At 63.5% G+C, this 23,560-nt stretch carries 26 protein-coding genes and 1 tRNA gene; 15 read left to right on the top strand and 12 right to left on the bottom strand.

Translation table 11 applies throughout. From position 1 onward, the window contains the following. The first annotated feature begins 107 nt into the window (after positions 1 to 107). The 5 genes from L0B83_RS12775 to L0B83_RS12755 all read left to right on the top strand — a co-directional run bounded on the left by L0B83_RS12775 (position 108) and on the right by L0B83_RS12755 (position 3,850). The gene (locus L0B83_RS12775) at positions 108 to 1,091 is read left to right on the top strand and encodes an NAD(P)H-quinone oxidoreductase (protein WP_234758828.1); all 984 of its coding nucleotides are present in this window, start codon (positions 108 to 110) and stop codon (positions 1,089 to 1,091) included. 36 nt (positions 1,092 to 1,127) lie between these two features. Next, positions 1,128 to 1,691 (top strand): PadR family transcriptional regulator, encoded by a 564-nt coding sequence (locus tag L0B83_RS12770; protein ID WP_234758827.1) that lies wholly within the window; start codon positions 1,128 to 1,130, stop codon positions 1,689 to 1,691. Between the two features lie 95 nt (positions 1,692 to 1,786). Continuing rightward, positions 1,787 to 2,437, top strand: a complete 651-nt coding sequence (locus L0B83_RS12765; RefSeq protein ID WP_234758826.1) for a bacterial proteasome activator family protein — start codon at positions 1,787 to 1,789, stop codon at positions 2,435 to 2,437. 8 nt (positions 2,438 to 2,445) lie between these two features. Continuing rightward, on the top strand, positions 2,446 to 2,898 hold the full coding sequence (locus L0B83_RS12760) for a hypothetical protein (protein WP_234758825.1): 453 nt from the start codon (positions 2,446 to 2,448) through the stop codon (positions 2,896 to 2,898). 112 nt (positions 2,899 to 3,010) lie between these two features. Next, positions 3,011 to 3,850, top strand: a complete 840-nt coding sequence (locus tag L0B83_RS12755) for an aldo/keto reductase (protein WP_234758824.1) — start codon at positions 3,011 to 3,013, stop codon at positions 3,848 to 3,850. 140 nt (positions 3,851 to 3,990) lie between these two features. Here the strand turns inward: L0B83_RS12755 and L0B83_RS12750 are convergent, their stop codons facing one another. Beyond that, on the bottom strand, positions 3,991 to 5,028 hold the full coding sequence (locus tag L0B83_RS12750; protein ID WP_234758823.1) for a LacI family DNA-binding transcriptional regulator: 1,038 nt from the start codon (positions 5,026 to 5,028) through the stop codon (positions 3,991 to 3,993). Between the two features lie 229 nt (positions 5,029 to 5,257). Here L0B83_RS12750 and L0B83_RS12745 point away from each other — a divergent pair, with 229 nt between their 5' ends. The 5 genes from L0B83_RS12745 to L0B83_RS12725 all read left to right on the top strand — a co-directional run bounded on the left by L0B83_RS12745 (position 5,258) and on the right by L0B83_RS12725 (position 10,611). Then, positions 5,258 to 6,625: an ABC transporter substrate-binding protein gene (locus L0B83_RS12745; RefSeq protein WP_234758822.1), complete on the top strand. Its 1,368-nt coding sequence runs from the start codon at positions 5,258 to 5,260 to the stop codon at positions 6,623 to 6,625. Beyond that, positions 6,622 to 7,593 (top strand): carbohydrate ABC transporter permease, encoded by a 972-nt coding sequence (locus L0B83_RS12740; protein ID WP_308193990.1) that lies wholly within the window; start codon positions 6,622 to 6,624, stop codon positions 7,591 to 7,593. Before L0B83_RS12745 ends, L0B83_RS12740 begins: the two co-directional genes overlap by 4 nt. A gap of 161 nt (positions 7,594 to 7,754) precedes the next feature. Further along, positions 7,755 to 8,543, top strand: coding sequence for a carbohydrate ABC transporter permease (locus L0B83_RS12735; RefSeq protein WP_234758877.1), 789 nt, complete (start codon positions 7,755 to 7,757; stop codon positions 8,541 to 8,543). 50 nt (positions 8,544 to 8,593) lie between these two features. Further along, complete coding sequence (locus L0B83_RS12730; protein WP_234758821.1) at positions 8,594 to 9,439, top strand: sugar phosphate isomerase/epimerase family protein; 846 nt, start codon at positions 8,594 to 8,596, stop codon at positions 9,437 to 9,439. Further along, positions 9,436 to 10,611 (top strand): Gfo/Idh/MocA family protein, encoded by a 1,176-nt coding sequence (locus tag L0B83_RS12725; RefSeq protein WP_234758820.1) that lies wholly within the window; start codon positions 9,436 to 9,438, stop codon positions 10,609 to 10,611. The genes L0B83_RS12730 and L0B83_RS12725 overlap by 4 nt, the downstream gene beginning before the upstream one ends. A gap of 70 nt (positions 10,612 to 10,681) precedes the next feature. Here the strand turns inward: L0B83_RS12725 and L0B83_RS12720 are convergent, their stop codons facing one another. Together L0B83_RS12720 and L0B83_RS12715 are read right to left on the bottom strand one after the other, a co-directional pair. Then, entirely contained in the window at positions 10,682 to 11,173 is a 492-nt protein-coding gene (locus tag L0B83_RS12720) for a DUF7793 family protein (RefSeq protein ID WP_234758819.1), read from the bottom strand. Positions 11,174 to 11,339: 166 nt separating this feature from the next. Further along, positions 11,340 to 11,516, bottom strand: coding sequence for a CsbD family protein (locus L0B83_RS12715; protein WP_234758818.1), 177 nt, complete (start codon positions 11,514 to 11,516; stop codon positions 11,340 to 11,342). Between the two features lie 185 nt (positions 11,517 to 11,701). Here L0B83_RS12715 and L0B83_RS12710 point away from each other — a divergent pair, with 185 nt between their 5' ends. Next, the gene (locus L0B83_RS12710) at positions 11,702 to 12,253 is read left to right on the top strand and encodes a hypothetical protein (RefSeq protein ID WP_234758817.1); all 552 of its coding nucleotides are present in this window, start codon (positions 11,702 to 11,704) and stop codon (positions 12,251 to 12,253) included. A 39-nt stretch (positions 12,254 to 12,292) separates the two neighbouring features. Here L0B83_RS12710 and L0B83_RS12705 read toward each other — a convergent pair whose 3' ends face one another. Then, a complete protein-coding gene (locus tag L0B83_RS12705; protein WP_234758816.1) occupies positions 12,293 to 13,006 on the bottom strand; it encodes a hypothetical protein in 714 nt (237 codons plus the stop codon). Positions 13,007 to 13,229: 223 nt separating this feature from the next. Between L0B83_RS12705 and L0B83_RS12700 the strand changes: the two genes are divergently transcribed. Continuing rightward, entirely contained in the window at positions 13,230 to 13,577 is a 348-nt protein-coding gene (locus L0B83_RS12700) for a hypothetical protein (RefSeq protein WP_234758815.1), read from the top strand. A gap of 42 nt (positions 13,578 to 13,619) precedes the next feature. Here L0B83_RS12700 and L0B83_RS12695 read toward each other — a convergent pair whose 3' ends face one another. The 5 genes from L0B83_RS12695 to L0B83_RS12675 all read right to left on the bottom strand — a co-directional run bounded on the left by L0B83_RS12695 (position 13,620) and on the right by L0B83_RS12675 (position 17,191). Beyond that, positions 13,620 to 14,435 (bottom strand): oxygenase MpaB family protein, encoded by an 816-nt coding sequence (locus tag L0B83_RS12695; RefSeq protein ID WP_234758814.1) that lies wholly within the window; start codon positions 14,433 to 14,435, stop codon positions 13,620 to 13,622. A 38-nt stretch (positions 14,436 to 14,473) separates the two neighbouring features. Further along, positions 14,474 to 15,439, bottom strand: coding sequence for a hypothetical protein (locus L0B83_RS12690; protein WP_234758813.1), 966 nt, complete (start codon positions 15,437 to 15,439; stop codon positions 14,474 to 14,476). Next, the gene (locus L0B83_RS12685) at positions 15,436 to 15,918 is read right to left on the bottom strand and encodes a hypothetical protein (protein ID WP_234758812.1); all 483 of its coding nucleotides are present in this window, start codon (positions 15,916 to 15,918) and stop codon (positions 15,436 to 15,438) included. The genes L0B83_RS12690 and L0B83_RS12685 overlap by 4 nt, the downstream gene beginning before the upstream one ends. A gap of 355 nt (positions 15,919 to 16,273) precedes the next feature. Next, on the bottom strand, positions 16,274 to 16,840 hold the full coding sequence (locus L0B83_RS12680; RefSeq protein ID WP_234758811.1) for a hypothetical protein: 567 nt from the start codon (positions 16,838 to 16,840) through the stop codon (positions 16,274 to 16,276). Between the two features lie 278 nt (positions 16,841 to 17,118). Further along, positions 17,119 to 17,191: transfer RNA gene (locus L0B83_RS12675), tRNA-Thr, on the bottom strand. A gap of 228 nt (positions 17,192 to 17,419) precedes the next feature. Here L0B83_RS12675 and L0B83_RS12670 point away from each other — a divergent pair. Then, positions 17,420 to 18,157, top strand: coding sequence for an HAD-IA family hydrolase (locus L0B83_RS12670; RefSeq protein WP_372461196.1), 738 nt, complete (start codon positions 17,420 to 17,422; stop codon positions 18,155 to 18,157). A 223-nt stretch (positions 18,158 to 18,380) separates the two neighbouring features. On the opposite strand, the gene L0B83_RS12665 is transcribed toward L0B83_RS12670, so the two are convergent. Genes L0B83_RS12665 through tmk form a run of 3 tightly spaced genes read right to left on the bottom strand, consistent with a single transcriptional unit; the run spans position 18,381 to position 21,821 of the window. Beyond that, positions 18,381 to 19,982, bottom strand: coding sequence for an alpha/beta hydrolase (locus tag L0B83_RS12665; protein WP_234758809.1), 1,602 nt, complete (start codon positions 19,980 to 19,982; stop codon positions 18,381 to 18,383). Between the two features lie 49 nt (positions 19,983 to 20,031). After that, complete coding sequence (locus L0B83_RS12660; protein WP_234758808.1) at positions 20,032 to 21,180, bottom strand: DNA polymerase III subunit delta'; 1,149 nt, start codon at positions 21,178 to 21,180, stop codon at positions 20,032 to 20,034. Further along, positions 21,177 to 21,821, bottom strand: a complete 645-nt coding sequence (gene tmk / locus L0B83_RS12655) for a dTMP kinase (protein WP_234758876.1) — start codon at positions 21,819 to 21,821, stop codon at positions 21,177 to 21,179. The genes L0B83_RS12660 and tmk overlap by 4 nt, the downstream gene beginning before the upstream one ends. A 199-nt stretch (positions 21,822 to 22,020) precedes the next feature. On the opposite strand from tmk, the gene L0B83_RS12650 reads away from it, so the two are divergent. Further along, a complete protein-coding gene (locus L0B83_RS12650; RefSeq protein ID WP_234758807.1) occupies positions 22,021 to 23,205 on the top strand; it encodes a trans-sulfuration enzyme family protein in 1,185 nt (394 codons plus the stop codon). A 10-nt stretch (positions 23,206 to 23,215) separates the two neighbouring features. Next, on the top strand, positions 23,216 to 23,554 hold the full coding sequence (locus L0B83_RS12645; protein ID WP_234758806.1) for a DUF2516 family protein: 339 nt from the start codon (positions 23,216 to 23,218) through the stop codon (positions 23,552 to 23,554). The last annotated feature ends 6 nt before the right edge of the window (positions 23,555 to 23,560 follow it).

The following is a 23,560-nucleotide window of genomic DNA, read 5'->3' as shown; positions in this document are numbered from 1 at the left end:
TAGTAGTGTTTCATAGGGAGTTGCCTGCGCCAAAAACCTGCGGCCGCGATGGACGCGGTTAAGGTGTCTGAAAGGCCAATTGCACTGAGCAAGATCGGGAGCACGCTATGAAAGCCGTCTATATCTCCGAACCGGGCGGACCCGAGGTTCTGGATATCCGCGACGTCCCTGCCCCGGTTCCCGGCCCCGGCGAGGTGCTCATCGACGTCGTCGCCGCCGGCCTGAACAGGGCCGATGTCCAACAGCGCCGCGGTTTCTACCCGCCGCCACCCGGTGCGTCCGAGATTCCAGGCCTTGAGGTCTCCGGCAGGATCGCCGCATTTGGACCGGAGGTGAGCAAGCCGTTTTCCGTCGGTGACAAGGTAGTGGCCCTGCTTTCGGGCGGCGGCTATGCGCAGCAGGTTGCTGTCCCGGCAGAGCAGGTCTTGCGATTGCCCGACGGCGTGGACCTGGTCACCGCCGCGTCCTTGCCTGAGGTAGCCGCCACGGTGTATTCGAACCTCATCATGACTGCACAACTGCAAGCCGGCGAGACTGTGCTGATCCATGGCGCCACCGGCGGCATCGGCACCATGGCCATCCAACTCGCCAAAGCTTACGGTGCCAAGGTAGCCACGACGGCCGGAACTGCTGAGAAAGTCGGAACCGCGAAAGCCTTCCTCGGAGCCGACATCGCCATCAATTACGCCGAAGAAAACTTCGCCGAAAGCCTCAAGGCACAAAACGGCGGAAAAGGCGCGGATGTGATTCTCGACGTCGTCGGTGCCAAATACCTGGAGCAGAACGTGGAAGCGCTCGCGGACTACGGCCGGCTGGTGGTGATCGGGCTGCAGGGCGGCGTCAAAGGCGAACTCAACCTCGGCCAGCTGGTCAGCAAGCGGGCGGCAATCATCGGCACAGCGCTGCGCCCAAGGCCGGTCGCCGAAAAAGGTGTCATCATGAACGCGGTCCGCGAAACGGTCTGGCCGATGCTGGCCGACGGGCGGATCAAGCCGTTCGTGGCCAAGTCGTTCCCCCTGGAGCAGGTCCGCGAAGCCCACGAGTACTTCGATTCCGGCGAGCACATGGGCAAAGTCCTGCTGCTGCTCTAGCGGCGCCCGGAAACCAGGCAGTACGAAGGAGAACGATTGTCCATCCGGTACAGCATCCTCGCATTGCTTCACGAGAAACCACGCTACGGTTACCAACTGAGGGCGGCGTTCGAGGAACGCACAGGATCCGTCTGGCCGCTCAACATCGGACAGGTGTACACCACGCTGAACCGGCTGGATCGCGACGCTTTGGTCCGCAAAGAGGACGACGACGGCCGCGGCCACGTGCTTTTCAGCATCACAGACGAGGGGACCGCGGAGATCCGCCGATGGTTTTCAACTGCGGTGGAGCGTGGGGCGCCGCCGAGGAACGAATTGGCCATCAAACTGGCGTTGGCTGTCGCGACGGAAGGGACCGACGCGCACGCGCTCATCCATGCCCAGCGTCAGGTATCCCTCCGGGAACTTCAGGGGTACACCCAGGACCGCAAGGACCTGGCCGCCAACCAGCGGGCGACGGATACGGCCAAGCTGCTTGTCCTGGACTCCCTGATCTTCCACGCCGAGGCGGAGGCCCGCTGGCTGGATCTTTGCGAAGCCAGGTTGGTCCAGCAGTCCAATGGTGCCGGCAACAGCGTGGTCGGAACCCGTCCGGGGTAACGGGTCAACCGCCGCATAGGGTGCCCCCCTGGGGGCGGCGTCCTAATTACTGGTCACGGCGCCGAGCTGAGTTGCGGCCCATGAGAGTATGAAGCATGAGCGATCAGGACGACACTCAACCCAATGACGAGAGTTTTGACGACATCCCGGTGGAGGGCACAACCTTGGACGCTGGCGCGGCACAGAGCACATCGGAAGCGGATCCCACAGCCGACGGGAAGCCTGGCGCCGAGAAACGGGCCAGCCTGCAGGACCTCGTCGATGAACCCGCCAAGGTCATGCGGATCGGCACGATGATCCGCCAACTCCTTGAAGAAGTGAAGAGTGCCCCCTTGGACGACGCGGCGCGCGGACGGCTTGCTGAAATCCACGAGCGCTCCATCAGGGAGCTGGAGGAGGGCCTCGCTCCGGAACTCGTGGAAGAGCTGGAACGCATCAGCCTCCCGTTCCCGGAAAACGCCACCCCTTCCGACGCCGAGCTTCGGATCGCGCAGGCGCAGCTTGTCGGTTGGCTCGAGGGGTTGTTCCATGGAATCCAGACCGCAATGGCTGCCCAGCAGGCTGCCCGGGAGCACGCTGTTGCCCAGTTGCAGCTCCGCCAGCTCCCGCCCGGAACCATGATTGCCCCCGGAGTCGTTATTGGTGAGAACGGTGAGCCCCAGCGGGCCCGCCTTCCCGGCAAGGAAGCGGAACCTGGCAAACCGGATCGCAAAGAACCGGACCACGGTCCGGGCCAGTACCTCTGAGCGCCGCGTTGGGGTTCTTTGGGGCCGTCCGGCAGGGACGGAAGGATGACGCCGAACTTGGCAAAGGACTGTGGCGACGCGCCCACGACCGGTTTCAGCGCGGCCTCGATCGGTATCACCAAGTGCTGGAAGGCGTCGAGGACGAGCAGCTATACGGCGAGCTCGTAGTCATCGCAAATGAACTGGCGGACTTGTTGTCCAAGGTGCGTGCCATCTGCATGGAGGCGCAGCGCCGTGCGCCCAGTGAGGGACTGGATATTCCCGGATCCCTGGCAAGCGTGCATCGCGCCCTGTCCAAAGCGGGAAACTCGCTTGCCACGACGGCGGAGGCGGCCGCGATGCTGCGTCTCGCCGTCGGGCCCGTTCCTGTCGGAGCGGCTTCGGTACGACGACGCGCCGAAGCCGTTTATGAGCACGTCGAGGAAGCTGAACGGTTGCTGGAGACCCCTGCCGCCTCATAGCGCCACCGGTTAGGTGCAGACGCGTCTATTCCCTCGTGACAACTATTAAGCGGCTAGCTTAGAGGCGCGGAATCCGTAGCCATCCTTGGTGGACGCTGGCAGGATGGGAGCCATGACTTCGTCACCGAACCTTACTTTTAATGACGGCAACTCCATCCCCCAGCTCGGCTACGGGGTGTGGCAGGTTGAGGACGATGTAGCCGAAAAAGTAGTGCGTCAGGCCTTCGATGCCGGCTACCGCCACATCGATACCGCCAAGATCTACGGCAACGAAGCCGGCGTGGGACGCGCCATCGCGTCCTCGGGCCTCAAGGCCGAGGAAATCTTCATCACCACCAAGCTGTGGAACGCGGACCAGGGCTACGAGTCCACGCTCGCGGCTTTCGAAGAGTCCATGAACCGGCTTGGCTTGGAAACCCTTGACCTGTACCTGATCCACTGGATGCAGCCCAAGCAGGACAAGTTCGTGGACACCTGGAAGGCGCTCATCGAGCTGCAGAAGCGCGGCCGCGTCAAGTCCATCGGCGTCTCCAACTTCAGCAAGGAGGGCCTGCAGCGGCTGATCGACGAGACCGGTGTGGTTCCTGCCATCCACCAGATCGAGCTGCACCCGTTCTTCAACCAGGCCGAACTCCGCGAGTTCGGCGCTGCCCGCGGCATCCTGACCCAGGCCTGGTCGCCTCTTGGCCAGGGCGGCGAGCTCCTTGAGGACGCCACCATCGCCCGGATTGCCGCCAAGCACGACGCCACCCCGGCGCAGGTGGTTATTGCCTGGCACCTGGCGATCGGCAACGTCGTGATCCCCAAGTCGGTAACTGAGTCCCGGATCCAGGAGAACTTCGCGGCCCTCGGCGTCACGCTGGACGACGCCGACATCGAGGCTATCAACGGCTTGGACCGCGGCGCCGAAGGCCGGATCGGACCGGACCCGGCAGTCTCAGACTTCGCATAGTTCGTTTGGGGAAGGCCTCGCACCTAATAGGTGCGGGGCCTTCTTGCGTGTATCAGCATCGCGGGGTCACTTACGGCCCATCCAGCGGCGCCACATAGGCCGTAAGTGACCCCGCGTTGTTCAAGAGGGGGCCGGAGGGGTCACCTCGCGGGCCGGAGGGGTGGGCCGGTGGAGGCGCGGATCGTCAGATGGGTGGGGAGCTCAGCTTTCATGCGCAGCTGCGCGCGGCCTGGCCGCAGCCTGCTGACGAGCATGTCCGTGGCGACCCGCCCCGCCTGGTCGATCGGCGCGGCGAGGGTGGTCAGGGGCGGTTGGCAGAAATCGGCTCCGAAAATGTCATCGCACCCTACGACGCTCATTTCATCCGGGACGTCGATGCCGCGTTCCCTCAGCCGGACGAGGACTCCGATGGCGACCAGGTCGTTGAACGCAATGCAGGCGGTTGCGCCGCTGTTGAGCAAGGTGTCGGCGGCAGCGGCCCCCGACCGCGTGCTCGGGTGATAGGGTCCAAGGCGCCGGATGGTGATGCCGAGTAACTCGGCTCTCTCCTGCAATGCGTCCCATCGCCGGCCGTCCGACCAGGAATTCGGCGGCCCCGCGAGATAGGCGATGTCCCGGTGGCCGAGCGAGAACAGATGCTCCATGGCCTGCTGCACGCCAGAAGGGGTATCGATGACAACGCTGGGGACGCCCGGGGTGCTGCGGTTGATGGCCACCAAGGGGGTTTTGGCGGCGGCGCTGATGAGCTGTTCGTCGGTGAGGCGGGTCGCGGGAAGGATGAAGCCGACGGCGGAGCTCCGGAACTCGTCCAAGTAGGTAGCTTCCAGTTCGACATCTTCTTCGGTGTCGACGAGCAGCTGGGTGTAGCCGGCAGTTTTGAGTTGGTGCTGGGTGCTGCGGATGAAGTCAAAAAAGTACGGATTCGTGATATCCGGGACCAGGACGGCGACGGCTCCGGACCTGCCCGGGCCGGTGCTCCGTAGATGTGCGGAGGGCACGTATCCCAGTTCGTTGGCAGCCGCTTCGATGCGTTCCCTGGTTGCTTGGTTGACGCGATGCGGCTGGGTCAATGCCCGCGAGACCGTGGAGGCGGCCACGCCGCTGAGGGCGGCGACATCCCTGATAGTCGGTCCCCGCCCCAGGGGGCTGGCTCCAATGCTGGCCTCGCCTATGCTCATATGCTGCCCCCTTGCGGCCCGCTGTGCGTACTGAGAGTCCATCTTCTCTCATCTCAGAGGCCCCTTCCCATCTGTGACAGACCAACCCCCGCAAGACAAGAATGGCAATTTATGGCAACCGTTGCACTTGTTGCAGCAACTGGCATAGTGTTCCAGCTAACATCCGGTCTATCGGGCCGGTTTCCCCCGGAAGATCTCGGGGCGACTCAACGAGGAGCACTAAGAAGACATGAACAACACAAGGACGCGACTAATTGGCGCAGCCGTTCTCGTTTCGCTGGGAGCACTGGGCGTAACCGGCTGCGGTGCCGATGCCAGTTCGACAAGTGCGAGCGACGGCGCCCCCAACGGGCAGGGCAAGACACTGGATGTCCTCGTCGGCGCCAACACAAACAAGGCAGATCAGTTCAAGGCTTGGCAGACCCACATTGCCGAGGCATTCAAGAAGCAGACCGGCGCCGACCTGAAATTCGAGACGTTCGCCAACGCCAACGATGAGCTCTCAAAGATTCAAACCTCCGTAGTCGCAGGCCAGGGTCCGGACGTCTACGCAGTGGGTACCACCTTCACTCCCACCGCGTACTCAACGGACGCATTCGTGAAGTTCGACTCAAAAATGTGGAGCAAAGTCGGCGGCCGCGACCGCTTTGTTCCGGCAACACTCGGAATTTCCGGTCCCGACGCCCAGAACGAAGTGGGCGTCCCCTTCACCTCAAGGCCCTACGTTCTTGCCTACAACACCGAGATGTTCAAGAATGCCGGGCTGGACAAGCCTGCGAACACCTGGGATGGGCTGCTGGATCAGGCCAAGAAGCTGACCACGGGATCCACCTACGGGTTCGCGACCGGATACGCGGACAACTACACTCCGTGGAAGTTCGCGTGGGCCATGGCCAACCAGTCCGGAAACCCCCTCGTGGATGGAAAGACTGCCCGCATCGATGACCCGACTGTGCTCAAGGCCTACGAAACGTACTTCGGCTGGCTGACCAAGGACAAGGTGGTGAACCCGGCCGCCGTGGGCTGGAACGACACCCAGGCCGCAGCCGACTTCGCCTCGGGCAAGTCCGCAATGATGCTCATGACCACCGCATCGTCAAAGGTCACGTTCGACGCTTCACCGGTGAAGGGCAAATACGCCTACGCCGTGATGCCGACCGTCCCGCCCGGACAGAGTTCCGCGCCGTCCGGTGGCCAGCCGGTCAGCTCCATCATTTCCGGTGACAACCTGGTGATCGCCAAGTACTCGGAGAACCAGGACCTCGCGGCTGCATACATCAAGCTGCTCACCAGCGACGACGAGCAGATCAACTACAACAAGCTCTTCGGGGACCTTCCCACGAACGCATCGGCGGCCAAGAAGGTCCAGGACGCGGATCCGTCGTTGTCGCCGATCATTGATTCGGCATCAAAGGCAAAGACCACGCCGTTCACCGGCGCATGGGGCGACATTCAGTTGGCACTGACCAATGTCGTCGTCCAGGCCCGCCCCGACCTCGGCAATGGCAGCATCAACGAAACCACCCTCAAGGCTTCGCTGGCTAAAGCCCAGAAGGACGCACAGGCCTCCCTCGACAGGGCGTCGGCAAACAAGTGAGCATCACGGTGAAAAAAGACGCCGCACTGCGGCGCGCCCCGGGGCTTGGCGGGCAACCGTCCGCCAAGCGCCGGCGGACTGTTAGCGAACAAAACCGGCCCCTGTGGATGCTCACCCCGGGTGCGCTCCTGATCGGCCTGATCATCATCGTCCCCCTGATCCTGGGCATCTACATCGCGATGCTTCAGCTCGATCAGTACACCATCCGCAAGTGGATCAGCGCCCCCTTCGTGGGACTGAACAACTTCATCGAAGCGTTCACCTCCACCGACCTGGTCCACGCCTTCGGCAACAGCGTAGGTTTCTCGGTGATCGCCACCCTCATCACGGTGCCGATCGGTGTCTACGCCGCACTGGCGACCCAGAACGCCTATCGCGGCAGGTCGCTGGTGCGCTCGCTGTTCCTGGTTCCCTACGTGCTTCCGTCGTTCGTAGTGGGAAGCTTCTGGCGCACCATGCTCCAGCACGACGGTATCGTCAACAAGGTGCTGACCGGGCTCGGATTGCCTGCCGGCCAATGGCTCACCGGTCCGGCCAGCTTCTGGGTATTGATCCTGGTTGAGGTATGGGCGGCGTGGCCGTTCATCTACCTCATGGCATTGTCGGGGCTGCAATCCGTTGACCAGGAAGTCCATGAGGCCGCTGCCATTGACGGCGCCCTCTGGTGGACGAAGCTGCGCTACGTGATCTTCCCCTATTTGCGCGGACCGGTCGCCCTGGCCTGCCTGATCGCTACGCTCCATCACATGAATAACTTCTCGCTCGCCTTTCTGCTGTTCGGCGTCCCGGCTCCTTTTGACGTGCAAGTGCTGCCGACCCTCGTATACAGCATGAGTTTCACGAGCCTTCGGTTCGGGATGGGCGCGGCGATGGCACTGATTTCGCTTTTGCTGATCGCCCTCCCGCTCTACTTCTATTTGAAGGCCGTTCGACTCGACACCGGAACCGACGCGGGAGGCAAGAAATGAGCAACAACCAGGCCCCCGACGTCGTTCTGGACGTCCCGCTGGAGACCTCGCCGGCGCTTCGCACTGGAAGTGCCGCCCGCAAGACCGGGCGGCAGACTGCCGCGGTCTACCGGCTGCTCCCTGCACCCCTGCTGGTCGGAGGCACCATTGTGCTGTGCGCCATGGTCGCGATTCCCTTGCTGTACATCGTGTTCTCTTCCATGAACTCCGATGTGGAAGTGGCCAGGGGAGCATTCTTCCCGACCGAATTCACCCTGGACAATTACTCCAAGATCTGGCGCACCCTGCCGCTGGGCAACGGGCTGATCAACAGCGTCATGATCGCCGGGGCGGTCGCCGTCGTTTCCTCCTTGTTGGGCATCATCACCGCCTACGTGCTGGTCCGGTTCGAGTTCGTGGGCCGGCTTAGCATTCTGCGCGGCCTCATAGGGTTGCAAAGTGTTCCGGGCGGCTTGCTGCTGCTCCCGGTGTTTGTGCTCTTCGCCTCGGCAGGCAACTATCTGGGAATCACGGTCATTGGCACCTACTGGGGCCTTTTCCTCGCGTACCTGACCTTTGCGCTGCCGTTTTCCACCTGGGTCATGGTCACCTACTTGCGGGGGTTGCCCAAGGAACTCGAGGAAGCAGCCCGCATTGACGGCTCCTCCTCGCTCGGGGTTCTTTTCCGGATTATCTTCCCGCTCAGCTGGCCGGGCTTGGTGGTCTCGGGCGTCTTTTCCTTCCTGCTCGGCTGGAATGATGTCATGTTCGCCTCGGTCCTGACCCGTCCAAACACCCAGACCGTTGCCGTTGTGCTGCAGATCTTCGGTTCCTCCGCCGAAGGCGGGGCGTTGCCCCTTTACGGACAAATGATGGCCGCATCCTTGGTGTGCGCAGCCCCGGTGGTCATCCTCTACCTCATCTTCCAGCGTTTCCTCGTCGGCGGCATGACCGCCGGCGGTGTCAAGTAGGCCAGCCTGACCGGCTGCCACCCGACGAATTACCTCTAGGAGCAAACGACGTGACCGTCAAGCAAACCCAGTGGACCCTCTCTGGATTCGGCGACGAAATAAGCCCGGACCCGCTCATCCAGGTCGCAGTTCTGCAGGCCTTGGGCGCCAACCACATCGAAGTCCGCAGCGCTTGGGACACCAATATCGTGGAGCTGTCCGAAAAGGACCTCGCCCGGTTGGACCAGATCCTGCGCGGGCAAAACATGGGCGTGTCCGCCATCGCCTCTCCCATCGGCAAGGTCGACATCAGCACACCCGTCGCCTTCGAGGTGGACCGCCTGCACGCGGCCATCCGGGCCGCCAAGGTCCTCGGCACCCGCTACATCCGGATCTTCTCCTTCTACCGGGAAGAAGGCGTCAGCGCCGAAGACATCCGCGACGCCGTCATGGTGCGCATGCGTGCCTTGGCCGCGGAGGCCCAGGCTCACGACGTCGTACTCCTCCACGAAAATGAAAAGGACATCTACGGCGACACGCCTGAACGCGTCCTGGACATCATGACGACCGTCAATTCCCCGGCGCTGCGGGTTGCCTGGGACGCCGCGAACTTCGTCCAGGTGGGCGTCAAACCCTTCAGCGATGCATACCGCATGCTCCGCCCTTACCTCGAATATCTCCAGGTCAAGGATGCCCGGGCGGACGACAGCCTGGTGATGCCGGCGGGGGAGGGCGACGGCCAGCTCCGCGAAACCATCAACGCATTGAAGGAGGACGGCTTCGAGGGCTTCGCCTCCTTGGAGCCCCACCTGGCAAACACCCACCACCTCGGAGGATTCTCCGGACCCGCGGCGTTCGGAGTGGCGGGCCGCGCCTTCAACCGCCTCCTCGCTGAAGCCGGAGTTGGTACCAAATGACCGCATTGAACACAGCAACCCAGGCCAAGCGTAAGCTGAGGACCGCCGTCGTCGGCTGCGGAGTCATCGGCCGCCAGCACGCCCAAGTCATCACCAACAACGAGGATCTGGAGCTCGTCGCCCTCGTTGACACGATCGAGACGGCGGCGATTTCCTTGGCCGACTCGGTAGAGAAGGACCTGCAAAAGCCGCGTCCGGCGGCCTACTCGTCGCTGGCTGATGCACTCAAAGACACGCAGATCGACCTTGTCGCAGTCTGCACGCCCAGTGGCCTGCACGCCGACCTGGCAGTCGAGGCCCTGAACGCCGGCAAGCACGTCATTATCGAGAAGCCCATCGATGTGGACTTGCCCAGCGCCAGGCGCGTTGCGGATGCGGCGGCCGCCGCGACAGGGCAGGTCATCTCGGTGATCAGCCAGCACCGCTTCGATCCGGCCAGCGTCGCAGTGGCCCGCGCGGTACGGTCGGGCCGCTTCGGCAGGATCACCTCGGGAGTCGCGTCCCTGGCTTGGTGGCGCGGCCAGAACTACTACGACTCCGGCCAGTGGCGGGGCACGTGGGAGCTCGACGGCGGTGGCGCGGTCATGAATCAAGGCGTTCACAGCGTGGATCTGCTTCTTTGGTTCCTCGGAACCCCCGTACAGATCCAAGCCCACACCGCGCTCCTTGCCCACGAGCGCATCGAAGTGGAGGACACCGCGGTGGCCACGGTCCGTTTTGCCTCAGGCGCCCTGGCAGTGATCCACTGCACCACCGCGGCCTATCCGGGACTCACCGCCCGAATCCAGGTCCATGGCGAAAAAGGCTCGGCCGTTGTCGACAACGACCGGCTGCAGTATTTCCACGCGGCCGACAACGCGCCTGAAGGAGGATCTTCCTACGGCATGGCCGGGGCCGGGAACCAGTCCGAACTTGAGGTCGGGGCCCATGATGCCTCGGCCAATATGGACGGAGCGGACGACCTGCAGACCGCACACCAAAAGCAGTACGCAGATGTCGTGGAATCGATCCGTTCAGGAAAGGCTCCCAGGGTCGGAGTCGAGGAGGCCACAGCGGCACTGGCGACAGTGCGGGCGCTTTACGTGTCAGCAACCCTCGGCTCGGCCGTGTACTTCGAAGACGTCCTCGCCGGAAAGTACGACGAGCTCGTCGTCCACACCGGCGGCGCCTAGGCTGCTCGGCTGCCGTGCTGGTGCGGTATTTTGCGGCATCAGTCCGGCAGCCGGATGGCGTCCGGACCTCTTAGCCCTTTGGGACGCGCTCGTCGCGCAGGGTGCGCAACCACCCCAAGGCAAGGTGTTCGTCGGAGAAATACTGGGTGGGGCACTGGGGTGCGGGGAGGCCGCGCCTGCCGTGGGCAATGACACGGTCCACCGGTGTACTGCCCAGGATTGCAAAGGCCGTGATGGTCGAGGCTTCACTGAAGAATCGGACCGCGTCGCGGCTGACAGATTCGACGCCGATCACCTGAAGAAGCACCGCGGCGCCCGCTCCGCCCGTCAGCGCCAGGTACTGCTCCTGGACGAGCACTCCGTCCTCTGCGGTGATGCGGCCGCCTGGGCGCAAAGTGATCCGGATGATCCCTTCGCCCGTGTCCTCAACCCTGACGTTTTTATGTTCCGTGCTGAACCACTCTCCACCGCAGTCCGCGTCGGAGACGGCGTTCGCAACGGCAAAGGCGTTCGCGCCGACGGGAATGTCTAGTTCGTCCTCGGGTTGGACCAGCGTCGTCATCAAATCCCCCAGATGTGATTCCACTGCGACCCCACTGACGCAGCCCGGATCGGCTAGTGACCGGTGCAGGTTAGACTACTCTTCGAAGTTGCCCGCAGTCCATCACTTTGCGGGAATAGCGAAGGGCGCACCCGATTGGGATGCGCCCTTCGCCATACGGGTCAAGTCAGTCCTTTTTGAAGGCGTCCTTGACCTTCTCGCCGGCCTGCTTCAAATCGCCCTTGGCTTGGTCGGCCTTGCCTTCCGCCTTCAGGCGGTCATCGCCCGTGACGTCGCCGGCAGCTTCCTTGCCCTTGCCGCCAGCCTTCTCAGCAGCGTTCTCAATCTTGTCGCCTAGTCCCATGGTGTTTCCTCCTCTGGTTCGGCAGCCGATCAATCCGGCCGTTACTCATACTAAGCATGCTTCGGGATTGGATTTCAAGTCCGGCGCGGCTGGGCCGCTGGTCAAGCTCCCAGACCGTGCCCACAGTTGACTGTCTGCGGCGTTCAGTGGAGGCTGTGAGGACAACCACAGCGAGGGGACCAAGGTTGAAGAATCCACGCGCTTCGGCAGCCGTCGCCGTGCTCCTTGGTTTGGTCCTCTCCGGCTGTCAAACGCCCGCCGGCTCGCTCGAGCCCGGGCCGATCCCCTCGGTGGCTATCCCGTCGTCGGCCGCACTTTCGGCCATCATCCAGAGCGCCGTCGAGGACCGCAACGGCGCAGTTCTTGACACTCCGCCCGCCCCGCGACTCCCCGAGGGGCAGACGACGGCCACTTACCGGACCAAGCGAGCTCGGGACCTGCCGGTGGTGGAGCGTTCGAAGGCCAGATTGAAGTCAGCAGGTTTCTGGTACACGTCCTTTTCGACGACGGTGACGGTGGAGTCCGTCGAGGGGACGGGTTCGATGGCAATCGTCCATTTCAAGGAAAAGACCGAGCAATACCTCGCCTCAACAGCAAATGGGCCCAGCAACGTGCCGTCAGGCTATTCCTTGCCGGAAACCGCGACGTTCCTGCCATCGGCGGATGGATGGCAGCTCGAAAGCATCGAGCCTTCCGAGCAAGGGGGCGGTTTGCCGATGTCCATTGTGAAGGGCTGAGAAACCCTGCTTCTACTCTGCGATGAGCGCCTCGCGCCGCTATAAACCGAGGTCTGTGACTGCGGTGACCCAATTGTGGGCGATAGCCTTCTGTGCAGCTGACAGGGTGACCCTGTGAGTGCAGACGGCTTTGTGCAGCGTGTTCTCTACCGCGTCCTTCGGGTTCGTGGTGCCCGTGGCGCTCGCCTTGTTCGGCTCGGGCCACAGATTCGACACGGAGTTGGTGCCACCGAGCTCAAGGCTGATGAGGTGATCGTATTCCGTGGTCTTTGCCGCGGTCTGGCCATACTCCCGCAAGCTCTCGGCCTTCACCTTGTCCGTGTTCGAAGCGGGCGGTCGCACCGTGGCCGTATAGCCGCTCATGCAAATCGTGGAGTCGATGTTCTCTTGGGTTACCGCCGGATCTGCGGCCCCGGGAGTGCAGGCGGGGTCCGGGAGGTACTCGCCGGCAGCGGCGTCGACCGCTCTGGCGGAGCACTGTCCGGCGGCAAGCTCCTCGTCGGCAGTGACAATGCCGGGGGAGTGAACGGACTTAACGGCTGCGGCGGCCACAGCAGAGGGGGCGGCCCCACCAGAGGGGGCGGCCCCACCAGAGGGGATGGCCCCTGGACCGGCCCCGGCAGCCTGGGCAACTGCCGGCGACGCGGACCCGGTCATCGCTCCGACCGAGTGGGTTTCCTGCTGACATCCTGCGAGGGCGAATGCAGCAAGGAGAAAAGCGGCGGGCAGGGCGAGGCGATTGCGGAAGTTCATAACCCTCAAGTGTTCGGTGGCTCGGGAAGTCTGTCCCGTGGAAAGCGGGACGACTAGCGGAAGCCGGAAACTCCCGCCCGTCTTTTCTATCCTGTCGTCTGAATGCCACAGGGCTCGGCGCGCCGGGCAGCCAATCGTTTCGAGGCCTTCTGCACAGCCTTGGCAGACGGAGGCCGGCAACAGCGCGTATTCTCCTGTCTAACGCAGCAAAAATGGGGGGACAATGCCTGAAACAGCAACAAACAATTCAAAGGCCACCGACGACGCTGCTGTCGCTGAAAAGACCCGCGTTCCGGCGTGGGAAGCCAAGTACAAATTGAGCGATAACCCTGAGGAACTCACCCACCTGGTTTGCTGTCGGGACCTGGACTGGCGGAAGGCCCTCTGCGGCTACGTCGAGGAGGAACCGAACCTCAAGACCGAGCTCGAGAACATTTGCACGATGTGCGTCGAGACGGTCGAACAGATGGGGGCACCAATGGGGTCGAGGCAGTGCCCTATCGACAATCAGGAATGCCCTCCCGAGGAAGAGATTCAACGCATGATCGCTGAGCGCGTTTCCCGGACCTGAGTCTTTCTCGAGGTCCGGGAAGGGACAGCCGGAGTTCTATGTCTAGCTTTGGGGCGGCCCGATCTGATCCAGAGTGTAGCCGCTCGGGTAGACCGATACGGCGATCTTGCCGGGGACGAAGGCCGGGTTGGTAGGCAGAGGCTGCATCCGTGCTCGTAGGGCGCGTGCCCGGACGACGGCGTTGAAGATCAGCTGCAGCAATTTAGGGGAGCGCTTGAGCCCAAGGGCAATCGTGACCTGAGGCTTGTCCATCATGAGTGCCAGCACCCTGACGGTCATGGGCTGCAGGGGCTTAGGGAGCCGGATTTTGATGGCCTCAACCGTCGACTCCAGCAGCATTTTGCCCTCCGGGCTAGAGGCAAGCTTGCGGTCCTCGTCCTCGTCCAGCAAGCGCCCCGCGGCCGCCAGAGTTTCCGGGGCCGGGTCGGCAAGACCCATACGGCGTCCCAGTTCCGCATAGAAGGCAACGGCAGCACTTTCCTCCAGGGGAGTGAGCTTGTGCCAGCCATGCTTCTCGATCCAACGCAGCGGCAGCACAAGGAGCGTCATGAGAACGTACATGAAATCTTCGCTCGTTCCCGGCACACCTGTGTGGACGCGGCGCAGAAGGTCAACCATGGCCTGGCCGCGATCGCTGTCGAAGCCGCCGGTGATGATCTCGTGAATGACGATGGCTGTGTCGTAGGACCGCTTCATGGGTCGGTGCTTCATTTCCCCACGTGCCGCCAAAGTTCTGGCCGTCGAGGGGATGGTGAAGTTGCGGTAGTAGGAGACGAAGAAGCCGGAATGGAATTCTTTCTGGAAGTCATACAGGACCATGTTGCGGTAGATGCCGAACAGATCCTCACCTTCGGGCACTGACCGACGTGTCGGGTGGGTAGGAAGACTCAGTTTCGCTAGATTCGTTCCAGGCTGTCGAGTTCGGTTTCAACGGCGAGCAGGTAGCTCCGCTCCTCGTCAGTCAGAGCCGATGGTCCGGTCCCTACGGCAAGCTCTGCGTCCCAGACTTCCACGATCATGCGATGCAGGCGGTCCTGATCGCTGGCATTGGTGTCAGTCTCCAAGACCTGGTTCATCCTTGAGTGTGCCAGCGCCTTTTTACGAATGGGCTCAACAGTCGAGATGATCTGCCGGATGCGGTTCCTTTGGCGTTTTCGGGCGCCGCGACCGGCAACAGCGGGAATCGTGAGCCCGACACCGACCAGGACGATCGCGAACAGTTCGTACACAGCAAAGGGCTGGGGGGTGAAATCGTGGGGGCCGAGAACGGCGAGGAACCCGGCGGTGCGCAGAACTTCAACGGCCATGTTGATGACGGTGAAGACGCTGACGGCGCACCCCAGACCCACCATGGAGAATCCGACCTTGAAGGACCGTCGCATTCTTGGAATGAACCGGATGCAAGCCAAGGCGACTTCGTCGCAGGACCAGCCGACGAAGCTGATAACCATCAGCGAAAACAAAACGGCCGTCAGCATGTAATGGTATTGGCCCCAGGTCGCCGTTGACGGCAGAAAGCCTGTCAGGAAGAAGAACAGGACCTGCAAGGTGACCGTTGCCAGTAGAGGAAGGCGGCGCGCCCAGATGTTTCGGTTTGCGTACTTCGGGGAGATGGCGTTCAGCACAGCGGAGCGTAAGAACCATAGGCCGAGGACCATCAGGATGCTGTTGATCAGTTTGACCAGGTTCACCCCGCCCAGGAGTTTGTCGGTCGCGAGGTAGACGTCCGGGTCGATGAGGATCATCGCGCCTGTTTCACAGACGGCGGCGTAGAAGACGGTGTCTTTGCCGTTCCTGGCCATGGCGGGGACGCGGGCGATCGCCAGGAGCATCAATGCTCCTGCCATGATGATCTGGATCATCCGAACACATCCCCGAAGCGGGCCGGCTGGCTGTCGGAGGGCTGTGACCGGCGGATCCTGGCAGCCAACCTGTCGGCAAGCAACTCGGCAGTCACTTCGAACTCATCCAAGAAATCGGTCCGCTTAAGAGCCTTGACGACCCGGTCAGGGTCAAGGTCCGGGAAAAACTTGGCAGCGTACTCGTGCGAAACTTCTTCTTGTTGGTGGCGCAGGATCATGTGGGCAAACTCGTGCAGCACGATCTGCTGCCTGTGCATATCCGATGCCGCACGCGCGTGGAGAATCAGATCCATATCGTCAAGTCCGAACCACAGTCCGCACGCCTTGTCCACAATGGGACCATCCATGGGCTGAATGACGATCTCGCGCCCCCGGAGCTTTTCGAGATGTCGGTGCGTGGACTGCAAGGTCACCGGTTCGGTGAGGTTCAGATTTAGCTCTGCGGTTCTGGCCCGTTCCCGGGCAGCGCCATAGTCCATGAAAAGAAGTTCCTTGTACAACTTGCATCCTGACCCGCGCCCCGGAGCTTATCGCAAAGCACGAGACGCGGTCACAAAACTTCCGGCCGCGACCGGAAGCCCCGCACTGGCCTGTCCACAATTTGGGGGGCGGCCAGGCCAGTGCAGCGGGGCTATTGATCGACGGGCACGGCGCGTCACTTTTCAAAGAGGGCCCCAAAGGGGGCCCTACGTCAAACAAGAAGGTGTCGGCACACGACGCCAACAATCAACCCCTCGTTACGGGAGACACCCCTGGGAAGCGAAGGGCGAGGGGCGAAGCCCGAGTTCTCTTAATTTGCCCACACCCAGCTCAGCCGGCAGACAATCGACCAGCTCAGTTGATCGCGGCCATAATGGTGGCCAGGGCATCGTCGGCGGTGGCGCCGGGGACGTAGGTCACCGACGCCTGATAGAAGTGGTCGTGGGTGCAGAGGACGGCCTCGCTAAAGGAGCTGTCGTGAGCTGCTATCCACGCGGACCAGCCGTGGCTTTTGACCCAATCAGCAGTGACCCTGACGGTGCCGGGTCCCAGCTTTCCGTCATCACAGAGTTCGGTGAAGGCGGCCCGGTCCGCGTCATTCTTCAGTCCATCCGTCTCCAGGATGACCCGCGGCTTATAGAAATCACCCTTGGCCGCGGTGTACATGCAACTGAGGAACCCACTGGCGTCCAGCGACTCGGGTTGGGGCTTGTACAGCGGGAGGTCGGGGAACTTGGCCAGGTAGGTTCCGGCGTTCTCGCAGAACGCCGCGGAGGGCTGACCGGTGACGGGGAACTTCCCCGAAGGCCCTGGCGTATCTGGGCTGGGGGCGGTCCTGGGTTGGCTCGTGGGCAGCCAAGGCGCGCAGCCGGACAGGCACAGCATGATGACGGCGAGGACAGCGGCGCCTCGTAGCTGCATGACATCCCCCTTTGCGTCAGCGGATGGTTCACAGTAACAGCACGGTCAGTTGATCAGCGGGCGGCGCGGTCCAGAGCCGCTTTCGCTTCGGTGATGGCCCGGCGTGCATCCCGCAGCGTTGTCAGGCTGGACGAACGGTGGAGTCTGCGGAACCATCCACCGGCCGTTGTTGTCGCGCGGATGGCCTCCCGCAAAGAGGGCCATAGGAGGGCCCCGAACTTCGAATGGAAAAAGCAAGCCCCGCCAAATCCTCGGAATGGCGGGGCTCTTTTTGTCAGAGCTTCCTATCAGAATCGAACTGATGACCTTTTCATTACGAGTGAAACGCTCTACCGACTGAGCTAAGGAAGCACCGCGTTATCGGCCGGATACCGGCTGAATCACGCAAGATACAACTGTAATAGAGTCACCTCGTCCGGGTCAAAACAGCCCGGCGAGGGGCTCCCTCGGCGGCGTTGGCGCGGAATTCACCCGCTCGTCGCGCCGGGTTCAGGCCATCGTCGCGGACCGGGGGCAAGCTGGGCGAACTAACCTGGCCACACGATTTTGGCCATCAACCAGCAAAGGGGCCCCATGAGCATGGACAGCAGCAAGAGGATCAACGCGGACGACGCCGGGGCCCACCGCCCCCAGCGGCTCCGGCTTGCTGTCCTGGACATGGTGGGAACCACGATTACCGATGATGGCCGTGCCGATCTAGCGATGTCCCGCGCGCTGCAGGAGACCGGCGTCGAGCCCGGTTCGCCCCGTTTCGAAAGCATGCTTGGCTACGCCCGGGACACCATGGGCGTTTCCAAATTGACCGTTTTCAGCCACCTTTTTGAGGAAGTGCATCAGGCTGAGCGCGCCAACAAGGCCTTCGAACGCGCCTATGACGATCTAATTGCCGACGGCGGTGTCCGGGCAATCCCAGGTGCCGAGGAAACCATCGACTGGCTGCGGGACTCGGGCGTGAAGGTGTGCCTGGCTACGGGCTTCGGCCGGCACACCCAAAACGTGGTGCTCGAGTCCTTGGGCTGGATGGGCAAGGCGGATCTCAGCCTGTGCCCCGCCGACGCCGGCCGCGGCCGCCCTTACCCGGACATGATCCTTACCGCCGTGCTGGCGCTTGACCTGGATGATGTTCGCGAGGTCGTCGTAGTGGGCGACACAAGTTCGGATATGTTGTCAGGCGTCCGCTCCGGCGCCTCCGCCGTCGTCGGCGTTCTCACCGGCTTCCACTCCGAGGCGGCATTGCGCGCGGCCGGCGCCACCGCCGTCGTACCCTCGGTTAAGGACCTTCCCGCTCTGCTCGAGCCCCGCGCGGCACGGCTGTAGCGCGCCGCAACGATCTACCACTTTTCCCCTGGAACCCGCGCCACACAGTTGTTGCCTTGGCAGGCGCACCACCGGAATTCGCTGAGGCGTACCGGCATGGTGGGCTCCTCACCTGCGTCTCCGCGGCTCCACACCACGGGCTCTGGCGACTATATCCGGCCAACGAGCTCCATTTGGCCTGTGGCAACGGGTTACCTCGCCCCGCGCCATCGAACCTAAGCCCTCAGCATGTGGTCCCGTCCGAGGGGGCCTTTCCGTCCACGAAGTAGTTGTCCACGGCATCGGAAACGCACTGGTTCGAGCGGCCGTAGGCGGTGTGGCCTTCGCCCTTCCATGTCACAAGGGAAGCGTTGCTGAGTTGTTTCCGCAACGAACCAGCCCAGGCGACAGGCGTCGCGGGGTCCCCGGTGGTGCCAATAACCACAACCGGCGCCGAGCCCGTGTATTTCACGGGAGCCGGCGAGTGCACAGGCTTGTAGGGCCAATCCTTGCAGTTGATGCCACCGTAGGCGAAGTAGTAACCGAAGGTCGGGGAGATCTGCTTCAGCCGGGCTTCCTCGGCGCGCATCCCGGGTGTGTCCGTCACCATGGGGTAGTCAAGGCAGTTGATGGCGTTGAACGCGAACTGGGTGTTCGACGTGTAGGTGCCGTTCGGGTCCCGGTCTGCGCCGAAGTCGGCGATCCGAAGCATGAGCGACACGTCGCCCTTGAACGCGGCTGTCAGGGCTTGCGTCAGGACAGGCCACGATTCGTTGTCGTAAAGCGGGGTGAAAATACCACTGACGAACGCCGCCCCGGTGACCAACCGGCCGTCCTTGGCACGCTTGGGATTCTGCTCGACGTCGGCAATAAGGTCCTGGAGCTGCTGCACGCCACTATCGACGCTGCCGGTCATCGGGCAGCCGGACTTTGCCTGGCAATCCGCCACATACGTGCGGAGCTCCTTTTCAAACGCTCCTGCCTGGCCTGCAGTGAGGTCCTCGTTGTTGAGGGCCGGATCCACTGCGCCATCCAAAACGAGCTTGGCGACGTTGTTCGGGAACAAGGACGCATAGGTGGCGCCGAGGGACGTTCCGTAGGAGAAGCCCAGGTAGTTGAGTTTCGCGTCGTTCAGCACTGCACGGAGGATGTCCATGTCCTTCGCGGAGCTGGCAGTGTCGATGTGCGGCAATGCGGGCCCGGATTTCTCCACGCACTTGGCGTTCAGCGCCTTGGTGTCTGCCAACGCCGCGGTGATGCCCTGGTCGGTTTCGTAGTTGTAGACCTTCTCTCGGGCCGCGTCCCGTTCGGCGTCGCTGAGGCACGTCACCGGCGCTGACCGCTTGACGCCGCGGGGGTCGAAGCCCACCAAGTCGAAGCTGGACCGCAGCTTGCCGGTGAAGTGGGTTTTCGCCGCGTCCTTGACGAAGTCATAGCCCGAGGCGCCCGGGCCTCCTGGGTTCACCAGGAGTGAACCCTTCTTTGTGCCTTGGCTCTGGAGCCGGATGGCAGCGATGGAGATGCTGCCACCATCGGGCTTGGCATAGTCCACGGGCACTTTGATGTTGGCGCATTGGAAGCCCTGCTCACAGGATGTCCAGTTCACTTTTTGGGAGTAGAAACTCTCCAATCCGGCCGGCGCCGCGGCGGCGATGGACGCGTCCGGGGTACTGGCGTTGCCCGACCCGTTGCCGGCGTCATCGTTAGGCACCGCCACCGAGAACACGCAGCCGCTCAGGAGCAGGCTGGCGGAGACCGTGGCAGCGACCGCCGCTACTGCCCGCCGCAAGGAGGGGAACCGTGTCCTGGAACTGGACCCGGCGGGCCGGCGTCGTGCGGGGGTCATGCGTCTCTCCTCAGGCTGGGGATGCGTGCTCTGGTTCTAAACTATCCGGCTATTGCTGAATCAGGCTGCTCGCCATGGATTCGACGGCGAGTAGAGGCGCCACGTTGGTGGTGGTGATCCGCACACGGGCATTGTTGATGGCATCCATGCGTGCCAAGGTGGTTTCAGGCGTGGACCCTGCCGCATAGGCCTCGAGTTCACTCCTGAGTTCAACGTTGACCAACTCAACGGCGTTCCCCAGTTGGATGACCAGGACGTCCCGATAGAAGGACAGCAGATCTGTCAGCGTGCGGTCGAGGGAATCGGTGATGGAACGCTTGGCACGCCGTTTCTGGTCGTCTTCAAGTTGTTTCACCTGGCTTCGCATCGACGGCGGCAGGGTGCCGGACTCCGGAGCACCCAGGCTCGCCAGCAGGGCGGCCTTCTCCGCGGCGTCACGCTCGTCGTTGGAACTGTTGGCCTCATCAGTGGCGATCTTGACGAGCTTTTCGGCCATCATCACGGCGGCAGTTACGCCGCGCAGGCCCAGCGGGAAACGGACAGTCTCCATTCGGCGCTCCCGGGCCTCCGGATCGCGGGCCAGCCGACGTGCGATTCCGATGTGGCTTTGGGCAGCGCGGGCGGCACGGTCCGCAATGGCGGGATCGACGCCGTCGCGCCTCACCAGCAGGGCGGCGACGTCGGCAGCGGGCGGAATCCGAAGGTTCACCGGGCGGCAACGCGAACGGATGGTGACCAACACATCCGCCGGCGACGGCGCGCACAGCATCCAAATGGTTCGCGGCGTGGGCTCCTCGATGGCCTTCAGGAGCACGTTGGTGGTGCGTTCGGCCATGCGGTCCGCGTCCTCCACCACAACGATGCGCCAACGGCCCGACGCCGGCCGGTCGCCGGCCTTGGACACCAGCTGGCGGGCTTCTTCGATGGTGATGGTGACTTTCTCAGTACGGACGAAAGTCACGTCGGAGTGGGTCTCGCCGAGGATGGTCCGGCACGATGCGCACTCGCCGCATCCTCGAAGTGCCACGTCGTCCTGCTCGCAATTCAACGCCGCGGCGAATGCCTTGGCCGCGTTGGAGCGGCCGGAGCCGGGTGGTCCCGTGAACAACCAGGCGTGCGTGAGGCCTTCGCCCTGGGCGGCGGCGCGCAATTGCGCCACGACGGGGGCTTGGCCCTGGAGTTCGTCCCACACGCTCATGTTCGGCTCCCGAGCAAGTCCCGCACACGCCGTAGTATCCGGGATGCGAGGTCCTCGATGCCGTCCTGGGCGGGCAGCACGAGATATGTCTCAGGGCGCGCCTGTGCCAGTTCCAGGAAGGCTGCACGGATGCGGGCGTGGAAGTCGTCCGGTTCGGACTCGAGCCGGTCCTCGGCAGCGTCTCCGGCGGTCCTACGGTCCCGGCCATCGCCTGGGTGGACGTCGAGGAGTACGGTCAGGTCCGGCTCGAGCCCTTCGGTGGCCCATTCGTTGAGCCGCCTGACGTCGACGGTTCCGAGGTCGCGGCCCGCCCCCTGGTAGGCCACGGAAGAGTCGATGTAGCGGTCCGTGATGACGATCGAACCCTGCGCCAGGGCCGGCCGGATGACCTGGTTTGCGTGGGCAGCACGGGATGCCGCGAACATGAGGGCCTCGGTCCGTGGATCGATAGTGCCGTGGCCGTGGTCCAGCACCAGCGAACGCAGCTTCTCGCCGATCGGGGTGCCTCCGGGCTCGCGGGTGCGCAGCACGGAAAAGCCAAGGGACTCGAGCGACTCAGCCAAGCGGGCGGCCTGCGTGGACTTGCCGGCCCCGTCCCCGCCCTCGAAAGCGATGAAGAGTCCGGGGCGCCGGTCCGGCATGGGGCTCTGGTCCTGCTTGGGGCGTTCTGTAGTCACGGATCTAAGCGTACAGAGGAACTCTGACAGTGCCCGACGGCGGTGCCCGACGGCGGTGCCCGACGACGGTGCCCGCCGATCCCGGGGGACCAACCCTGCCGCTTGGCGAGCCCGGGCCGTAACACCTTTCCAGCGCCCCCTCCCGGCGCCGTAGGCTGGGGCAATGAGTCTTTCCCGAGAACATGCCGCAGACCTGTCCCCTGACACTGTGGTGGTGGCGGCAGGCCGCCCAGAACGAAGCCATGACCAGCCCGTCAACCCGCCCATCGTTCTGTCCTCCACGTATTTCGGCACGGGCGCATTGAGCGACGGCGATCGCGGCTACGGGCGCTATGCCAACCCCACGTGGGATCCCTTCGAGGAAGCACTGGCCCAGCTGGAAGGAGCCGAGCTGCCCGGCTTGCTCTACGCCTCGGGCCTGGCCGCTGTGAGCTCCGCGTTGTCGCTCGTGCGCGCCGGGGGCGTCCTCGTCATGCCGACGCACAGCTACGCAGGATCACTCGCCATGGCCACCGAACTCGCGGCCAAGGGCAACCTTGAACTGCGCACCGTCGACATCGCGGACACCGATGCGGTCAAGTCGCAGCTGGCCCCCGCGGACGGAAAGCCCGCCGACATGCTCTGGATCGAGAGCCCCACGAACCCCATGCTCGGCATCGCCGACGTCCGGGCCCTCACCGCCGCGGCCCACGAGGCCGGCGCCATCGTCGTCACGGACAATACTTTCTCCACGCCGCTGGTTCAGCAGCCCCTCAGCCTGGGCTCCGACGTCGTGCTCCATTCCGTGACCAAATACCTGGCCGGGCACTCCGACGTCGTGCTTGGCGCCTTGGTGACTTCCAAGCCGGAGCTGCGAGCCGAACTCCTGCACCACCGGATTATCCACGGCGGAATTGCGGGTCCTTTCGAGGCGTGGCTCGCGCTGCGCGGCTTGCGCACGCTGGCACTGCGGATCGAGCGCTCCCAAGCCTCTGCCGCCGTGTTGGCCGAGCGGCTGGGCACCCACCCGCGCGTCGAGTCGATCCGTTTCCCGGGCCTGCCCACCGACCCCGGCCATGAACGGGCGAAGTCCCAGATGAAAGGATTCGGTTCGATCCTGTGCATCCAGCTGGCCGGCGACGGAACCCGCAGCGGGGCCGACGCGGCAGACCAGCTGGTCCGCGCCCTGCGGTTGTGGCTCCCGGCGACGTCTTTGGGCGGAGTGGAATCCCTCATCGAACGCCGACGCCGGCACACCGGCGAGCCGCTCAGCGTGCCTGACAACCTGGTGCGGATGAGCGTCGGGATCGAGAACGTCGAGGACCTCTGGGCGGACTTGGAGCAAGCGCTTAAGGCGCTTGACCGCTAGGCTTGTGGGCGTGGACGGAAAAATTTTGATTTCAAACATCCAGAATGGGATTTGGTTCATTCTGGGACTGGTTGCCTTCGCTTTGGAGCTGTGGGCACTGGTCGATTGCTTGCGCCACAAACCCTCGTCCTTTGAAGCCGCATCCAAGCGCACCAAGACGTTTTGGCTGGCCCTGACCGGCGTAGCCGCGGTCATCGGCGGGCTGTCGCTCCTCGGTGGCGGCGGTGGCTTCGGCATCTTCGGCATTGCGGCCGTCACCGCGGCGTGTGTCTACTTGGCGGACGTCCGTCCCGCAGTGAAGGAAATCGGCAACAGTGGCCGCAACCAAGGGCCGTACGGTCCCTGGTAGGCGCAA

The sequence above is a fragment of the Arthrobacter alkaliphilus genome, assembly GCF_021483235.1.
Classification (GTDB): Bacteria; Actinomycetota; Actinomycetes; order Actinomycetales; family Micrococcaceae; genus Arthrobacter; species Arthrobacter alkaliphilus.
Note: the sequence above shows the minus strand (reverse complement) of the source record. Positions and strands in the feature narration are given on the sequence as shown.

Coding starts and splice junctions, on each gene's coding strand:
- L0B83_RS12775 (WP_234758828.1), top strand. CDS start 108: ATGAAAGCCGTCTATATCTCCGAACCGGGCGGACCCGAGGTTCTGGAT.
- L0B83_RS12765 (WP_234758826.1), top strand. CDS start 1,787: ATGAGCGATCAGGACGACACTCAACCCAATGACGAGAGTTTTGACGAC.
- L0B83_RS12755 (WP_234758824.1), top strand. CDS start 3,011: ATGACTTCGTCACCGAACCTTACTTTTAATGACGGCAACTCCATCCCC.
- L0B83_RS12750 (WP_234758823.1), bottom strand. CDS start 5,028: ATGAGCATAGGCGAGGCCAGCATTGGAGCCAGCCCCCTGGGGCGGGGA.
- L0B83_RS12745 (WP_234758822.1), top strand. CDS start 5,258: ATGAACAACACAAGGACGCGACTAATTGGCGCAGCCGTTCTCGTTTCG.
- L0B83_RS12735 (WP_234758877.1), top strand. CDS start 7,755: ATGGTCGCGATTCCCTTGCTGTACATCGTGTTCTCTTCCATGAACTCC.
- L0B83_RS12725 (WP_234758820.1), top strand. CDS start 9,436: ATGACCGCATTGAACACAGCAACCCAGGCCAAGCGTAAGCTGAGGACC.
- L0B83_RS12720 (WP_234758819.1), bottom strand. CDS start 11,173: ATGACGACGCTGGTCCAACCCGAGGACGAACTAGACATTCCCGTCGGC.
- L0B83_RS12715 (WP_234758818.1), bottom strand. CDS start 11,516: ATGGGACTAGGCGACAAGATTGAGAACGCTGCTGAGAAGGCTGGCGGC.
- L0B83_RS12705 (WP_234758816.1), bottom strand. CDS start 13,006: ATGAACTTCCGCAATCGCCTCGCCCTGCCCGCCGCTTTTCTCCTTGCT.
- L0B83_RS12700 (WP_234758815.1), top strand. CDS start 13,230: ATGCCTGAAACAGCAACAAACAATTCAAAGGCCACCGACGACGCTGCT.
- L0B83_RS12690 (WP_234758813.1), bottom strand. CDS start 15,439: ATGATCCAGATCATCATGGCAGGAGCATTGATGCTCCTGGCGATCGCC.
- L0B83_RS12685 (WP_234758812.1), bottom strand. CDS start 15,918: ATGGACTATGGCGCTGCCCGGGAACGGGCCAGAACCGCAGAGCTAAAT.
- L0B83_RS12680 (WP_234758811.1), bottom strand. CDS start 16,840: ATGCAGCTACGAGGCGCCGCTGTCCTCGCCGTCATCATGCTGTGCCTG.
- L0B83_RS12670 (WP_372461196.1), top strand. CDS start 17,420: ATGGACAGCAGCAAGAGGATCAACGCGGACGACGCCGGGGCCCACCGC.
- L0B83_RS12665 (WP_234758809.1), bottom strand. CDS start 19,982: ATGACCCCCGCACGACGCCGGCCCGCCGGGTCCAGTTCCAGGACACGG.
- L0B83_RS12660 (WP_234758808.1), bottom strand. CDS start 21,180: ATGAGCGTGTGGGACGAACTCCAGGGCCAAGCCCCCGTCGTGGCGCAA.
- tmk (WP_234758876.1), bottom strand. CDS start 21,821: ATGCCGGACCGGCGCCCCGGACTCTTCATCGCTTTCGAGGGCGGGGAC.
- L0B83_RS12650 (WP_234758807.1), top strand. CDS start 22,021: ATGAGTCTTTCCCGAGAACATGCCGCAGACCTGTCCCCTGACACTGTG.